Annotated in this window: 15 protein-coding genes and 1 riboswitch; of the genes, 5 read left to right on the forward strand and 10 right to left on the reverse strand. The window is 40.1% G+C overall.

Annotation, left to right across the window (positions count from 1 at the left end; translation table 11 throughout):
- The first annotated feature begins 288 nt into the window (after nt 1–288).
- Nucleotides 289–392: riboswitch (purine riboswitch) on the forward strand.
- Between the two features lie 176 nt (nt 393–568).
- On the forward strand, nt 569–1,450 hold the full coding sequence (locus MKY17_RS22215) for a 5'-methylthioadenosine/S-adenosylhomocysteine nucleosidase (RefSeq protein ID WP_339200703.1): 882 nt from the start codon (nt 569–571) through the stop codon (nt 1,448–1,450).
- Between the two features lie 78 nt (nt 1,451–1,528).
- On the opposite strand, the gene MKY17_RS22220 is transcribed toward MKY17_RS22215, so the two are convergent.
- The 3 genes from MKY17_RS22220 to MKY17_RS22230 all read right to left on the reverse strand — a co-directional run bounded on the left by MKY17_RS22220 (nt 1,529) and on the right by MKY17_RS22230 (nt 3,329).
- Nucleotides 1,529–1,909, reverse strand: a complete 381-nt coding sequence (locus MKY17_RS22220; RefSeq protein WP_339200705.1) for a hypothetical protein — start codon at nt 1,907–1,909, stop codon at nt 1,529–1,531.
- A 188-nt stretch (nt 1,910–2,097) separates the two neighbouring features.
- Complete coding sequence (locus MKY17_RS22225) at nt 2,098–2,823, reverse strand: ZIP family metal transporter (protein ID WP_144528268.1); 726 nt, start codon at nt 2,821–2,823, stop codon at nt 2,098–2,100.
- Nucleotides 2,824–2,990: 167 nt separating this feature from the next.
- Nucleotides 2,991–3,329 (reverse strand): hypothetical protein, encoded by a 339-nt coding sequence (locus tag MKY17_RS22230; RefSeq protein ID WP_057276953.1) that lies wholly within the window; start codon nt 3,327–3,329, stop codon nt 2,991–2,993.
- A gap of 198 nt (nt 3,330–3,527) precedes the next feature.
- Here MKY17_RS22230 and MKY17_RS22235 point away from each other — a divergent pair, with 198 nt between their 5' ends.
- The gene (locus MKY17_RS22235; RefSeq protein WP_098370182.1) at nt 3,528–4,022 is read left to right on the forward strand and encodes a L,D-transpeptidase family protein; all 495 of its coding nucleotides are present in this window, start codon (nt 3,528–3,530) and stop codon (nt 4,020–4,022) included.
- Between the two features lie 63 nt (nt 4,023–4,085).
- On the opposite strand, the gene abc-f is transcribed toward MKY17_RS22235, so the two are convergent.
- From abc-f to MKY17_RS22260, 5 genes are all read right to left on the reverse strand, one after another.
- Nucleotides 4,086–5,525, reverse strand: a complete 1,440-nt coding sequence (gene abc-f, locus MKY17_RS22240) for an ABC-F type ribosomal protection protein (protein WP_339200706.1) — start codon at nt 5,523–5,525, stop codon at nt 4,086–4,088.
- Entirely contained in the window at nt 5,470–5,892 is a 423-nt protein-coding gene (locus tag MKY17_RS22245; RefSeq protein WP_339200708.1) for an ATP-binding cassette domain-containing protein, read from the reverse strand. Before MKY17_RS22245 ends, abc-f begins: the two co-directional genes overlap by 56 nt.
- A gap of 484 nt (nt 5,893–6,376) precedes the next feature.
- Complete coding sequence (locus MKY17_RS22250; RefSeq protein ID WP_339200709.1) at nt 6,377–7,978, reverse strand: sodium:solute symporter family protein; 1,602 nt, start codon at nt 7,976–7,978, stop codon at nt 6,377–6,379.
- Nucleotides 7,979–8,119, reverse strand: a complete 141-nt coding sequence (locus tag MKY17_RS22255; RefSeq protein WP_181762236.1) for a hypothetical protein — start codon at nt 8,117–8,119, stop codon at nt 7,979–7,981.
- Nucleotides 8,120–8,219: 100 nt separating this feature from the next.
- The gene (locus tag MKY17_RS22260) at nt 8,220–9,977 is read right to left on the reverse strand and encodes a sigma 54-interacting transcriptional regulator (RefSeq protein ID WP_339200712.1); all 1,758 of its coding nucleotides are present in this window, start codon (nt 9,975–9,977) and stop codon (nt 8,220–8,222) included.
- A gap of 338 nt (nt 9,978–10,315) precedes the next feature.
- Between MKY17_RS22260 and MKY17_RS22265 the strand changes: the two genes are divergently transcribed.
- Nucleotides 10,316–12,274 carry an FAD-dependent oxidoreductase gene (locus MKY17_RS22265; protein ID WP_339200714.1) on the forward strand — a complete coding sequence of 653 codons (1,959 nt, stop codon included), beginning with the start codon at nt 10,316–10,318 and terminating at the stop codon, nt 12,272–12,274.
- Between the two features lie 416 nt (nt 12,275–12,690).
- On the opposite strand, the gene MKY17_RS22270 is transcribed toward MKY17_RS22265, so the two are convergent.
- Nucleotides 12,691–13,890 (reverse strand): AIPR family protein, encoded by a 1,200-nt coding sequence (locus MKY17_RS22270; protein WP_339200715.1) that lies wholly within the window; start codon nt 13,888–13,890, stop codon nt 12,691–12,693.
- A 161-nt stretch (nt 13,891–14,051) separates the two neighbouring features.
- Here MKY17_RS22270 and MKY17_RS22275 point away from each other — a divergent pair, with 161 nt between their 5' ends.
- Both MKY17_RS22275 and MKY17_RS22280 read left to right on the forward strand, forming a co-directional pair.
- Nucleotides 14,052–14,285, forward strand: coding sequence for a helix-turn-helix transcriptional regulator (locus MKY17_RS22275; RefSeq protein ID WP_339200716.1), 234 nt, complete (start codon nt 14,052–14,054; stop codon nt 14,283–14,285).
- 300 nt (nt 14,286–14,585) lie between these two features.
- Nucleotides 14,586–14,897: a hypothetical protein gene (locus MKY17_RS22280; RefSeq protein WP_339200717.1), complete on the forward strand. Its 312-nt coding sequence runs from the start codon at nt 14,586–14,588 to the stop codon at nt 14,895–14,897.
- 117 nt (nt 14,898–15,014) lie between these two features.
- On the opposite strand, the gene MKY17_RS22285 is transcribed toward MKY17_RS22280, so the two are convergent.
- Complete coding sequence (locus tag MKY17_RS22285; RefSeq protein WP_339200718.1) at nt 15,015–16,343, reverse strand: hypothetical protein; 1,329 nt, start codon at nt 16,341–16,343, stop codon at nt 15,015–15,017.
- Nucleotides 16,344–16,346 lie beyond the last annotated feature (3 nt).

Raw genomic sequence — 16,346 nt, forward strand, 5'->3', positions numbered from 1 at the left:
TCCAGACTATAGCCAAATTAGAATAAAAGTAGTTTGCCTATAGTTTTTTTATTTGAAAAACGCTCCAGTTGATTGGAGCGGGTGTTCGAGACTCCTGCGGGAAAAGCGTGTCCAAGGGAGACCCCACAGGCGAGCGCCGAGGGCGGACCGCCCGCGGAAAGCGAGTGCCCTACGTTCCAATCAACGTTTTTAACGAACCGCCCCCCTTAAATCCGAACATTAAATTATATTTATACTTTATTGTTCACTTTTTTGTTGATTATCTATCATTTGTTTGTTATATTAGAAAAGTAATAATCGTAATTTACTCGTATATGCTCGGAAATATGGTCTGAGCGTTTCTACCTGGTTCCCAGTGAAAGAACTAGACTACGAGTTAAAGTATTCGGCTGCCCGCTTTCTTGAGCAGCTAATGATTAAGCATTATAATCATTTTGCTTAATCACCTTTACTTTGACTATCGTAGGTCTAGAAGGCAGTAATCATTCTGCCGTTCTGGACCTTTTTCTTTGACCGCAACTGCGAGTGTATCAAACAATCGAATAAATATGTTTTAAGGAGAAATTATATGAGAAAAAACATGTTCAAAAAGTACACTATATTAGGAATCATTGCATTACTTTTCGTGTCGGTGATTGCAGCATGCAGTTCTGCTTCCAAAAATGAAACGGCCGAAAAAAAGACTCAAAGGCCTATCATGATTCAAGGTCCAATGCCAATCGAAGCTGAAAATTTCGCGAAAAGGTTAAAAAATGTTAAAGAAGAAAAATCAGGGGATTTTGTGTTTTACATTGGAACGTTAGACAATTATCCTGTAATCGTTGCAAAAACAGGTAAAGGGATGGAAAATACAGCTGCCGCTACAGCATTGGCCATTGAAAAATATAACCCTATTGCCATCATCAATCAAGGAACATCAGGCGGACATGATCCAAGCCTAAACGTTTTTGATATTGTTTTAGGAAAAAGAACGGTAAACCTAGGTTCATTAAAAACAGCAGATAAAACTGAAAACCAAGGAATTGATCCAACCATTTGGAAACCGATGGACCTAATGGCTTCTGAAGGAAGTGCAGGAGAAGATCCTAACGCTGAAAAACCACGCTTCTACGAGGGAGATAAGGATTTACTCGCAGCTGCTCATGCAGTTAAAGATACTTACACAAAAGGTAAGGTTGTCGATGGTACTATCGGTTCTGCAGACGTTTGGAATAATGAAGTGGATCGGATTAAGTGGTTCCATACGAAATATGGTACATCTGTTGAAGAAATGGAAGGAGCTGCGGCAGCACAAATCGCCAAAACTTACGATGTTCCCTTCTTAGGTATACGAGTACTATCCAATAATAAAACGAACGGCGGTAAATATAACCCTAATACAGCAGCAGCCAATCAAGAATATGTTTATGAAGTAGTCAAAAAATATATCTCTACGATGCCAAGCAAATAAGGCCGGCCCGGAAGGATACTATCCCTATAATGAAATAAAGAAGAGCACATATTATATACGATAATATGTGCTCTTCTTTTATTCGCGGAAGAGTGTGCCCGATTCTTCCTCCTTACAAAATAATAAGCTGAGGTTATTCAACGTGTAAAGTCTAGCGGTAAAAATGAATAAATCACTGTAGTTATTTTCAACGTACTCTTCAATGATGCCCATCCCTTTCCTGAATCTATCAACTAATAAATGCGTGTAGTTTTCATCCCAGGTAAACCTGTTGATTCGTTTAAGTTCATCTGCCAATACTTGAAACTTAAACTCCTCAACAAGAAGCTTCAATTGATACAATTTATCTCTATTTAAACAAAAGCAATTGTTTTCATTTTCATGATTTTCCCGGACGAATGTAATGAAACCATTTATATTATCAGCCAACATATTCGCTATTTGCATCTCGAAGTTCATTTCTAACATCTCCTCAATGTCTAAAAATCTATATGAAGAGTGTATGTTTTGAAATGATATTTTAACACCAGCAATTCTTTTTTAGAGATAGATTTCCTTATTTCGCATGCGCATTTCCTTCTATGATAGATTTACACAAAAAAAATTGCCCCCTTTCTTTCCAAGGGGACAATCTCACTTTTTCGTTATCACATCGAATCCAGAACCAAAGAGATAAGCAGGCCGGCTGCGGTGAATATCCCCGTCATCGGTCCTCCGTCTTCATATGCTTCAGGCATCATCGTCGAGGCAATCATGGCGATGATTCCGCCGCCTGCAAATGCTGCCATCGCTGCCAGGATATAGTCCGGGGCATGATCGAGGAATAGATAGCCCGACATCGAGGATAGTGCCGAAATGATCAGGACGGAAAACCATAGCAGCATGATTTTCTTCTTCGAATAATCACTTTTGAGCATACCAGTTGTACTTGAGAGCCCCTCCGGAATATTACTGATGAAGATGGCAATGACCAATAACCAGCTTACCGAGCCACCGCTTATTAAACTTGCGCCAATCATGATCGACTCCGGTATGGCATCCATCACCGTCCCGATGAAAATGGCTAGGCCCGCTTCCTTCGAAGAGCTATTATTGGACCGTTTCCTTTTATCCGCACCTTTTTTGGAAATAAGAAAATCCAACGCGGTAAATACGGCTGCCCCTGTTATGAATCCGATCGCCGTCGCCCAGATTCCTCCATCACTCACCGAATCAGCAAGCAGCTCATATGCCGCTGCACCAATCAATACACCCGTACCAAAAGCCATAATATAGCCAATGATGTTTTTCTTTATCGGAATGAAGATGGCAGCTAATGCGCCAAGCAGGACAGCAGAACCCGAAACCCCTCCCCAAAAGACCGCATTCCACATAGAATTCCCCCAATTCCTTTTTATAGGATAGTGTACCCTGGTAGATGTTGGGGTAAACAAGGGGCCGCATTTTGCAAATTCCAGCAAAAAAAAGCAGTTATATTCGCTGCCATAGTTTTTGTGTATAGAATAGTAGAGTCGTCATGATTATCCTAGCCTTCGCTGCCTTATATGACTGATATTTGCGGTTTTCCTTCTTCTCTTTCACTAACCTTTTCAATTTTATCGACAAACATTTGAAAAACCTTTCTCTTTTCTTCCAGCTCTTTTATTGATTCTTTCAATTCATTCAATTTTTGTTCAAAAGGTTTATGATAGAGCTCACGGATGTTTCGAATAATTTCATCATTTATAGTGGATTGTACAACTTGTTTGGTAATATTGAATTTATAGGAATAAACCTGAAGATCACGCTTAACTTCTTCATACTCTTTTTCTATCCCATTTAACACATCACTGATTTCTTCATTCCATTCTACTAAAGCCTTTTTCACATGTTCCTCCACCTTTATTCCCCCTCTTTAACTAACAAAAAATCCATCTCGATAAAAACTTATTTTATCAAAAGTTCATTTCGGTTTCTTTTCGGCTAAGTTACTTAACATATTAGTTTCATTAAAAACAGATAACAGCGAGTTACGAAACACTTTTGAAAAATCACATAGAATGATACATGACAACTATAACCTATGGAGGTGTTCAGACTGATTCATACAGTTAAACCAGGTGAAACACTGACACAGATATCCAGGGACTACCGGAAACCGCTATCGGCAATCATCAATGCTAACCCGACCATCAATCCAAATGTCATTTATCCTGGTCAACCCATCATGATCCCTGGTTTTCCCCCTCCTGATACCATTCCATTTCAGATCGATGTGTCCGTTAACAATCGTAATCTGAAGCTGCTAAAAAATGGAGTACTGCAAAAACAATATCCGATTGCTGTTGGAAGAATGCTTTTCGGTACACCAGTAGGACAATTCATCATCATTAATAAATCCCCAAACCCCGGAGGCCCATTCGGTACAATGTGGATGAGTCTTTCCAAGGAGCACTACGGCATTCATGGAACGAATGATCCCAGCTCGATTGGTAAAGCCGTCTCAAAAGGCTGTATTCGCATGCATAATCGGGACGTGGAGGAATTATCAAGAATCGTTCCTATCGGGACATTGGTTACGATTCATCCTTAATGAATTATTATAAATAAGCCGACGAGATTGTATCATCGGCTTATTTTTGCATGAACTTAAAAATTACACTTGAACCAATTTTTTCGCCTGAATTTTATACTGAAGATCTGCTACATGGTTTATGAACGCTTGATCATGGGATACAAATATGATCGTCCCTTCATATGCCGCTATAAATCGTTCTAATGCTTCAATGGCAGTAATATCCAGAAAATTGGTCGGTTCATCTAAGAGCAGAATGTTGTATTCCCCTAAGAACAACTGACAAAGTTGGAGACGAATCGCTTCGCCGCCACTTAATGACTGAACACTTTTCAGGATATCTGTCCCGACAAACTGCATCGAATGCAGGACGCTTCTTAAAAACCCTTCATCATATTCTGAACGGTTTCCTAAGAATTGCAGAACCGTTTCATCTCTTGCAAATCTATAACTCATTTGACTGAAGAAACCTATTTTCGCTTTTGGAGAAAGCGCTAATCCTGCACCATTATTCGCGATATGGTGAAGCAAAGTACTTTTACCACTCCCGTTGCTGCCTGTAATGGCTATTTTTTTCCCGAGCGGCAGCTGGAAACTCACTTCATCCAATAATACTTTCCCCTTCACTTGTAGAGTCAATCGGTCTGCCATTATCGGGAACTTATTATGCAATTCCAATTGCTTTGACTGGCGAAACACGATTTGCCTTTCCTCTTGTACAGCTTCGACTTCCTGAAGTTTTTCCGCTCGCTGCTCAATTGCCTTCGCTGCACGTTGGGCGGCTTTTTGGCTTGTGCCTTTTGATTTCGTCATAAAAGTCTTATTCGGTTTTGCATTCGCCTCTTTTTTCGATAATCTTCCAGCTTGAGCGATTTTTTCAGCTTTTTTCATTTTTTCCTGCGCTGCTTTTTCAAGCCGGCTTCTTTCTTTTATGAATTTTTCATGAGCTTGCCTCTGTTGTTCACGTTGTAACTGTTTCTGTGCCATGTACTCGCTGTAATTTCCTGAATATACGTGTACCTTGCCTTCATGCACTTCCCAAATCGTTGTCACAAGTTCGTCCAATACAGCCCGATCATGACTAATTAATACAAGCGCACCATAGTAATAGCGTAATTCATCAAGTAAAAACGAAATGCCGTCTTGGTCCAAGTTAGTTGTCGGTTCATCGATAAGTAACGCTTCAAAATAGTGGGTAAACAATTGGGCAAGCTTCAGCCTCGTTTGCTCACCGCCGCTTAGTGACTCTGAATTTCGCGGAACTGTTAATTTTCCCAGTAACGCTGGATCAGCCTCTGCAACAGCAGGCGCTTCAACTTGCTCAAAATAGCCACGATCAACGTAACACTTTACTTTTCCGCTTGCCGGTTGAATTTTTCCAGCAAGTAACTTTAATAACGTACTTTTCCCTGCACCATTTTTCCCGACAATGCCGATGCGGTCAAATTGATGTACAGCCAATCGTTCAATCTTCAAGTAGAAACGAAATGCCGTCTTGGTCCAAGTTAGTTGTCGGTTCATCGATAAGTAACGCTTCAAAATAGTGGGTAAACAAATGGGCAAGCTTCAGCCTCGTTTGCTCACCGCCGCTTAGTGACTCTGAATTTCGCGGAACTGTTAATTTTCCCAGTAACGCTGGATCAGCCTCTGCAACAGCAGGAGCTTCAACTTGCTCAAAATAGCCACGATCAACGTAACACTTTACTTTTCCGCTTGCCGGTTGAATTTTTCCAGCAAGTAACTTTAATAACGTACTTTTCCCTGCACCATTTTTCCCGACAATGCCGATGCGGTCAAATTGATGTACAGCCAATCGTTCAATCTTCAATATCTCTTTATCTAAATAGGTCACTTCGACATTTTCTAATTCAAAACATATGTGTTCCATATTCGCTACCTCCGAAATTTGTGATTTCGTATCGATAGCTTGGATCGATACGAGCTTCTATTTCAAGCCCGCATCAAAAGAATAATAAGAATTGCAATGTACATTCCTCCCATCTTCAAAGTCACCGCTAAATGACCAAGTAATCGATATAAGCTTATCTTCCAAACTCGTATCAATAGAAAAATAACATCATCATGTAAAAATCCAGCCAAAACAAAAAGTACACAGACCTGCTCTGTGTACTGAAAAAATCGGCATAGATATCCGGTAGAACGACAAAACTCCTACAACATATCCATCCTATACACACAGCAAATAACCCCTTATGCAAAGTGGTTTTTTCCATAATATGTGTGTATATCAGTATAGTTGTAAAAATGCCACGTTTATCGCTCCTTTCAAATCTTGCCCCCATTTTAACCAGGATATTTCCAATAGTCAATGATTATTATAAAAAAATGACAGGGGTCTCCCCCTGCCATTTTTAATTCATATTTATCGGCCAATAATAAAACACTAGTGTTACCATGATGATCATGACGCCGCTGATCATCAAATAGGCTGGATATCTGCGGGTTATGTTCATTTCTTTTTGCTCGTCTATTTCAATTGGAGTTTGAAGGATATTGGCTTGAAACTCCCTTTCTTCGTTGGTGATCGTTCCATACTTGGAGCCAATGATAAGTGCGCCTATGCTTAAGATTAAACCAATGATTACAGGATTGAAGTAAACGGGAAGGCTTATTCCGAACATGCCGAGGCTTTCTCCGAGAATCACTCCAAAGAAGCCGAATACGATGCTCCAAAAAGCTCCTTCCTTCGTTACCTTCTTTGAAAATACGCTTGATATGGCAATCGGTCCCCATGATGCCGCAAATAATGTAGCTGCAAAGTAGCCGATCCACATGACAGCAGGCGGCTGGAACAATCCAATCAATAGAATGATCAAGCTGATCACAACCATGGAAATGCGGCTGGCCCGTAATAGATGGTGATCTGTGTATTCCTTTTTCCGTGATTGTTCCATGATATCCCGTGTTATGCTGCTTCCTATTATTTGCAGGAAGCTCGAACAGGAGGATAATGCCGCAGCCATGATGCCGCTAACGATGATGACACCAAGCCATTTCGGGACTATATTCATCGCTGCCCAAATGAATACCTTTTCCGTCGGGGCGATATCCGCTTTAATGGTCGGTATTGTCGAGATGCTGATATGGAGAAACAAATAGACGGTCAAAATGGATATGGTTGCCCATACGCCGGCCCGGATGGCTACGTGTTCATTCCTAGCCATTAAATACCGGCTGCTTTGCCATGGACTCACTGCAATGACAATGCCCCAGACCAAGCCCATGATGACTGCCCAGGCCAATGCTTCCCAAGGTGTGCCCATCGTTGCGGCAGGTCCAGTAATGCCATGCCAGCTTAATAAATCAGGCCGTTCTGCCAGGTTGGCCGCTTTATAAACGGCATCAGGGAATCCGCCTGCAGATTTGATAATATAAGGAAAGCTAAGATACGTTGCAATCGAGAATAAAAAGAACATCACGGTATCATTCACCATGACCCCCTTCGCACCTGAGAGAATGGTAAAGGATGAATACACGACCCACATGATCATCAAGGCCATTGGATAGGAAACACCGGAAACCTCGGCCAATAAAACGGCTGCCCCTTGAGTAACGGCAACCAAGTATGCAGAGATTCCGAGAATCGTCGTAATCGCAGCTGCCAGTCTTACCTTCTTGGAATGAAAGCGATTACCAAAAAATTCAGGAACCGTCAATGATTTGCTTCTTCTTAAATACCTGCCAAACAGGAAGACTCCGAATATATAGCCGCTTGCATTAAAAATAACGAGGATAAGCAGCAGGATCGGATACCCTTCATAAGAAAATCCCGCTTCCCCCATGAACGATACGGTGCTTAAGAAAGAGGCAACAAGCGTCCCCGTTATCATCAATGTATTTCCGCTTCGTCCAGAAACATAATACTCCTCTGAGCTTTTGACTTTCCTGAATAAAAAGATGCCGATCGAGACATACACACAAAAAGATATGATAATACCAAGCAGAAAGGCCACTTACATCCCCACCTTTTCAATCGGATCTTTTGCTTTTATTTCTTCTTGACTTCTTTTCATTTTTACTAGGAAAACCTTCGTGATCCACCCCATGACAATTAAGGAACCCCCATAACTTAAAGAGAAAATCAACTCACCCATTTCTTGACCCCCTTATCAAAATAGAAATAACCAATAGTTCAATATGCAATATCCATACCAAGTTTTTGAATATTCAGATTTTATGGAGGTTAATTTATTATTAATCGTCATGATAGCTAAATTGGTATTTACCCAGTTTGCGCATGATCGTCGTTTGGCTGACCTCCAGGGCCTTGGCCATTTTTCTGGTTGATTTATAGGTGGAAAGGGCCTGGGACAATAATTGCTTTTCCGTTTCCTCTAACGCTTTTTTTAAGGGAATGATTCCTGTTAAATTGACTAGCGCCGTATCTTTGTAGGTTAAATCGGAAGGCAAATCCTCTATCGTTACGATAGGTTTTCTAGCCGTCACGACAATTTGTTCAATTACATTTTCCAATTCCCGAACATTACCCGGGTAATCCTGCAGCTGAAGAATTAACTTGGAATGATCATCGATCGTAATTGATTGACCGTATTTTTTATTGAATTTCTTCAGAAAAAAATCGGTTAATAATAGAATATCTTCCTTTCGCTCCCGCAGCTGCGGTATTTCCATTGGAACGACATGCAACCGATAATATAGATCTTCGCGAAACTGATTATTCTTGATCATTTGCTTCAAGTCTTTATTCGTAGCGGAGATAATGCGAATATTCACCTTTTTCTCCTTCGTTCCTCCCACCTTCATGAATGTTCTCTCCTGGACCAGATGCAGGATTTTCACCTGAATGTCGAGCGGCATTTCCCCGATTTCATCAAGAAACAACGTGCCACCATCAGCACTTTCAACAAGCCCTTGTTTCCCGTGCTTATTGGCTCCCGTGAATGCCCCGCTTTCATAGCCAAACAGCTCGGACTCTATTAATGCGGATGGAATCGCGCCGCAATTCACTTGAATGAACTTCTTATCCTTTCTGCTGCTGAGATCATGAATGACCCTTGCTAAAACCCCTTTTCCGACTCCTGTTTCTCCATGGATGAAGATCGATGAATCCATCGGGGCGACTTTTTCAGCTAATTCCAAAACCTTTATCATCTTATCCGAATTTGTAATGAAGTTATTGAACGAAACGGTTCTCGAATTTTCATGCTGGGCTCGCTGGTTCCTAAGGTTCACCCTGTTCAATTTACTCTTCATCTCAACCAATTCTGTAATATCCCTGGAATTCGAAACAATTCTATATAAGTTCCCCTCCTCATCAAAAATTGGCTTCGCTGTGCAAAATACAGTCAACCCATGCGGGTAGGTTTGTTCCGCTGAATGGATCGCTTTCGTTTTCATGGTTTCTAATGTAACCGAATTGACGATCAGCCCTTTTTCAACTAACTCATTAATGTTCTTATTAATAAAAGCCTCCGGCGGCAGCCCTGTAAGCTTCTTGCACGCTTCACTCACGAATAACGTGTTCCCGTCGGCATCCGTCACGAAAATTTCATCATAGCTGGAATCAAGGATTTGTGTCAGCTCCTTTACCTTCTTTCTTGTCACCTCCAACTCTTTCTGCAGTGATTCATTTAGACTTATTAAGCTCTTAATTTTCTTTTTAAGCAGCATTTCCCTAACTTCATGAATGGGATAGCATCTATATTGGTTATCATTATGTTGAATCACAAAATCATAGGTGCTCATATCCTCTTCACTTAGCTTATCTAGATTCTCCACAACGACAAACGATGAATTAAGATAAGCCGTGATTTCCTGATTTTGACCCTCCCTATCCAATCTCTTCAAAAAGAAACCTTCCTCTAATATGCCGAGGATGTCCAAGTGATTTTTCATGACAATAAAAGGCGAAGAATTAATTTTCAGCAAGGATTTAACATCCAAAATAGAAATATCGGAAAATACAATTAGTGATTCCTTTTTTACTTCCATCACATCACCCCATAATTTGATTGCGAACCGTTTTTGTTACACTTTTTGAAATGAAAAAAAATAAGTGTCATTTTTATAAGCAACGAATGTCTCTATACCAACCAAATTTGATCTGAACCTATAATGAATCACCACTTTTCAAAAAAGGTTCAGTTATCTATATATAAAATACTCGATTCATAGGCCATACCCTCTTTATAAAAGTAAAAAAACGATTAATCATCACCATTCCCCAAACGGCATGATTATTGCATATTGAACCTGTATAGGGATAGGTAGAGGGCGATTGGTGCCCTCTATACTCCCATTCTATCTAACATTAGGGAGTGGTCATGATCATGGCTCAATTCAAGAATCTGTTTACCCATTTAACGATCGGTTCTACTGAATTAAAAAACCGGATCTTAAGTACAGCACATCAAACAAATCATGTCACGGACGGAATCCCCACTTCGGATATGGTCGCCTATCATGAAGCCCGTGCTAAAGGTGGCGTCGGATTGATCATCCTTGAAGCGGCATCCGTACATCCATCCGGCATGCTTACGTCCAAAACGATTGCAGGATATGACCAGAGAATTGTCGATGCCTACAAAGAACTTTCCGAAACGCTCCATAAGTATGGAACGAAGGTTTTCTCCCAGCTATTTCATGGCGGAAGGGAAGTTGTATCGAGCGACTATCGAAATGCCGCATGGGCGCCATCCGCCGTTCCCAGTCTGCGTTTCGGCGTGATGCCAAAGCCAATGAGCTTAGAAGATATTGAAGGAGTGATTGAAGGGTTCGCCCATTCAGCACAGCTGGCAAAGGAGGGCGGACTTGATGGAGTGGAAATTTGCTGTTCACACGGATATCTTCCTGCCCAGTTTTGGTCGGTACATACAAATAAACGCACCGATCTCTATGGCGGATCATTCGAAAATCGGATGCGATTCATCGTGGAAATTTTGGAGAAAGTATGGGAAAGAGTCGGAGAAGACTTTACCGTCGGCATTCGCATGAGCTCAGATGAACTGACGATGGACGGGACAACGATGAAGGATTCAGTGCAAATCGTCGAATATCTCGCGGAAAAAGTCCGATTGGATTTCATCAATGTCACAGCCGGAGATTCAAGCACCTTCGAGGGATCAACACATATCGTGCCGCCATCACCGATAAAGCACGCATACCTATCTCCACATGGATTCAAAATCAGGATGGCAGGAGCCGTACCGGTCTTTATCGGCAATAGAATTGTCGACCCCGTTGAGGCAGAACAGATCGTATCAACCGGAAAAGCCGATGTCGTCGGAATGACCAGGGCCTTAATTGTTGACCCTGACATGCCGAACAAAGCAAAAAACGGCGACCTGCAAACAATCGATGCATGCATAGGCTGTTTACAAGCCTGTATCGGTCACTATCATAAAGGACTGCCAATTGGCTGTGTCCAAAATCCGACAACAGGTAAAGAAGCATGGATATTACCAGAATTAAAGAAAACAAGAAACAAACAAAATGTCCTGGTGATCGGCGCCGGACCTGGCGGATTACAAGCAGCGATAACTGCTGACTACCTAGGACATTCCGTTACACTGATCGATCAAAGCAAATCAATCGGCGGCCTGCTCCGCACCATGCGCAAAGCGCCAATGCGGCATGAACTGGCAGAATCGATGCTCGATAACTACTCCCGGAAATTAATGAGAAGCAATATAAATGTGCAATTAGGCAAAAAAGCAACCGCCCAAGAAATATCCGAATCGAAACCGGACGCCATCATCTGTGCAACAGGCTCACGGCCCTATACACCAGCCATCGAAGGAATGAATGACCCGCGGATCATCATGAGTGATGACCTATTCAGTTCAACAAAAAAAGTTGGGGAAAACGTGTTAGTATTCGACTTCGGCGGAGACTGGCCCGGCATGGAAGCAGCCATCTATCTAGCCGAAAAAGGACATGAAGTCACACTCATTTCATCACGACTGCACATCGGTGAAACCGTCCACCAATATCTAAGGAATGAATACCTAAAAAAACTATACAACCTAAACATCAAACTCCTTCCCCACTACGACATCGGGGCAATCAAAGAAAATCACGTCATTATCCGGAATCTATTCACCCAACAAAAAGAAGAACTAACCAACTGGGACTCCATCGTCCTCTCCCTTGGCCGCATACCCAACACAGAACTATTCGAAGAAATGAAAGGCCATGCTCCCGTTGTGAAACAAATTGGGGATTGCCTTGGACCGCGTACGATTGAGGAAGCTACGCATGAAGGGATGATGAGTGCTATAAGTTTATAGAGGGAAAGAGACATTCCTTTGGAATGTCTCTTTTTCTTATAGCTTCCTACTGCCTCAGGACTTCCATGGATTAGTAGTTTCCTGCCGAATTAATAGACAACTTGTTAATAAGTGCTTCGAAATTCTTTTACGCAAGTATAAAATTTCGAAGCTTCATCACCAAATAGTAATAGTGGTGAAGAAGCTCCAATAAAGATATGGAAACAATTTCTCAGGATTTACCTGTGCCAAATTAGTTTTGGACTTGTAGAAAAAGGGTACATCCATTGAAGAAACTGAAGCAATTAGATAACAAAAAATCTGATGAGCGTGGAGGATTTAAAGGGAAAAATATTTAAATGAATGTGTTATAAATAACCCTCTAAAAAAAGAACGCCACTATATTTCAAATGGCATTCTTTTTTACTATTAAATAATTACTCTGCTTGGTTAAGAAGGTATTGTGTAAGGACATTATTATATAATTGTTTCCAAGTGCCTGTATCTTTACCCACTGCATTTGGGTTATTACCTAATGTTCGGCTTCTTTCTACAGTATCACCTACAAGGTTCTTACCAATCTCTTCAAAATATTCCATTGGGTCAGCTTTCCAATAGTAAACTCCGTCTTTTTCAGCAAGTAGTGCACGGAAAGCTCCTACAATAGGATATAAGAAGCCTTTAGGTGTACGGTGTTCCATGTTCTTCTTGTAGAACTTAGATTTAAATTTAGTCTCCGATTTTGGGACCTCTACTCCTTTGACACGTCCGTACATGCCTCCATTATTTACTTCACGGTACTTTCTTGCCATGCTAGTTTCAATAAGATCATACAATTTAAAAATGTCAGTCATTACATTTTTCATTTTGTAGTAAGGATTATTTTCCACATTATTTTCTTTTTCATACTTATCATAAGCGGTTGTATAATCCTTAACACAAGTTTGTTTAGAACTATAAGCACTAACAGCCATTTTTTCACGATTGTCGTGTTTCTCTAAATTGAACATATAAAGCAGTGTTAGGATATCTGCAACATCAATGTCCTTATCTTCATTTTCTCTATATGCTATATTGTCCTTAAACGACTCGCTCTCAATCGCTTCTTTAATCATATTAAACTTCTGTTTCAGTTCAGCAATAGCTTTATCTTGAACTTGAACTGAGGTATTTCTTGCTGCAGCAACGTCTTCAAAAATGTCTTCAATACCTGTAAGAATTTCAATTCTAGCATATTGTTTTGTATCTGCACCAAGACTATCACGGTAGTCAAGGATTGTTTTATAGGTGTGTCCACCGTCAACATTTCCGTGAACAGTCTCATCTTCTATGAAAATAGTTAACTCTGAGTTTGCATTATCAAACTTAACATCTTGGGCTGATAATAAAATACCTCTATTTAATATAAAGAATGGAGAGTGCTCCGATAATAAACCATCCTTTATACGTCCAGCAACTTTCGTTCTCATATTTTGCTCACGTGGATTGGTCTTGGTAGGAATGTTATCAGGAAGCTCTCTTATATCTACTATTGCAAAGATCATTTCTGGTGCTTTTCTCTTAGTGTCATCCATGAAAATTCCATATGGATTCGGGATTTTTCTTAAACTTTCAACTTTAAATTTAATTTTTTGCATTTTACATTCTCCTCTCAAATTTTTTCATTAGCTGACTGCTGAGGGGCAGTAGCCTTGGTAATTGGTAACTAAATACAGTATAAAATGTTCTCAAAGAAAAATAAACATACTATAGTGTGTTTATAAATATTTTATTATAATTAGATTAGAGGTGAAATTTTATGGATAAGGAACAAGAAAAAAAGTTTAAAAAAATAATCGGGGAAGCAATTCGAATTGAGAGGGAGCGAAATGGCTTTACTCAAGCAATATTAGCTGAGGGGGCAGGATTACATCATAATTTTATTGGGCTCGTCGAAAGAGGAGAAAAATCATTAACAGTAACTTCTTTACATAAAATTTGTTTGGCACTTGGTTTAGGTATGAGTGATTTACTTCAACAAATAAAGCTGTAATTGTATTCCTAAAACCTTCAAACGCCACTAAAACCATTTAATATGAAATTAAAATCAACTTCTATTTTTCGTAAATTAAGAATTAATTTACGAAACTAACCCCCTACATGGAACCGATTGCTAATTCGAAAGGGACGATAAAGAGAAAATATAAAGGGTATTTATAGAAACTCCTCAACTAATTAAGTTGGGGACAACGTACTGGTGCTCGACTTTGGCTGTGACTGGCCTGAAAGAAGCCATCTATTTAGCCGAAAAAGGCAATAGAATAACACTCATATCATCACGACTGCATATTGGTTGATTTGCCAATATCTCAGGAATGAATACCTAAAAAAACTATACAACCTAAACGTCAAACTCCTTCCCCACTACGACATCGGGGCAATCAAAGAAGATCACGTCATCATCCGGAATCTATTCACCCAACAAAAACAAGAACTAACAAACTGGGACTCCATCATCCTCTCCCTTGGCCGCATTCCCAACACAGAGCTATTCGAAGAAATGAAAGGCCATGCGCCTATTGTGAAACAGATTGGAGATTGTCTTGGTCCGCGGACGATAGAGGAAGCAACGCATGAGGGGATGATGAGTGCTATAAGTTTATAGAGGGGAGAGACATTCCTTGGGGGGATGTCTCTTTTTTGTTCTTTTCAAGCACCCCTGAAATAATAGGGACTACTTATTTTGAAGAGTCGAACTGAACCAAGTACCGTTCAATCGATTCTAAAAGATAATTCCAGCACCACCTGTCGCAATACATGTTTGTTCAACTTTTAATGTATAGTCATCTTTACTGAATACATGTACATATCGATTCCATGTGACTGTTCCGATATCATTTATGGTATGAAATACAATGACGGGATAGCCTTCCCTACTGTAATAAAAATGAGGTTCTATTATATCAGGCTCTTTCTCAATCATTTCCCATTCATCATTAACGTTATAATCATATGATTCATCTCCTGATTCCTCTTGCACTGGCAAGATAACATCTCTTCCCCAAGATGTCCCATGCCAATTAGCTCCAAACTCATTTAATTCATGATAAACGATTGCTGCCTGTAAATAAGATAAAGGAGTTTTATCTCCTTCAATGACTTCCATAAAATCTGACAATGCATGAGCTGGTTTTGGAGCTGATAAGAAACCTTCTAATCGCTTACAATCTTCTAAATCCTGTAACTCCTTTTCTTCAGGAATTGCCCATACGATTCCATTTCCGTTTCCACCGCCATCACTAAATTGATACGCCCTTAGTTTATAACCTCTTTGGATGTGTAGGTGTGAAAATCCCTTTACAATGGATTCAGGATTTGCAGGCGTTCTAAACCATCCATAGTCGTGATCATCATATTTTTCTACTTGTTTCGTTTCTACAATTAAATTAGGTTTTGTTGCATAGCTTGGAAATCGTTGTTTACAAAACTGCTGCTTATATAGCATAATAAGCTCTTTTGCCACCATTGGTCTTTGAGTTGGAATGAGCGGACATGGATGATAATAGTCATCCCTTTTGTCATGTTTTTTTCCGAAAGAAGGAACCTTTGTTTCTTTTATTAATTTAAGCCATTTCTCCTTAATTAATTGAAAGTTCTTCCACCTCTTTTCATGTTTAACACCCCAGCCAAGAAGAATCCAAGGGTGCGATTTAAATTCATTTATATTAACTAGCGGTTCTGTAATATCATACTCACCAGTATGGACAAGATTTTCAAAATGTTCAATTGCATCTTTTGACTTAGCATTTTGAAGATTAAAAATATTATATATATGTAATCGTCCTGAAATAGGCTGATCTTTACCATAAATTCCTTCGATAACAGAGACTAACTGTTTCATAGTAGGGTCTTCTGCCTTTATCCAACCACTGGCAGACCCCACTGTATTAAGTAAATGAGTTAATTCTTTATCTAGTGTGGCTGATCCTGGATTTTGTAAAAGACATGCTCCAATAGATTCCTCCGCACTACCCCACTGAATGTAAGCAGAAGTTCGATAAATATTTTCTCCCCTTTTAACAAATGATCCATAAGCCTTTAGCTCCATCATGCT

Origin of the sequence: Peribacillus sp. FSL P2-0133, assembly GCF_037975445.1 — a bacterium.
Lineage (GTDB): Bacteria > Bacillota > Bacilli > Bacillales > DSM-1321 > Peribacillus > Peribacillus simplex_E.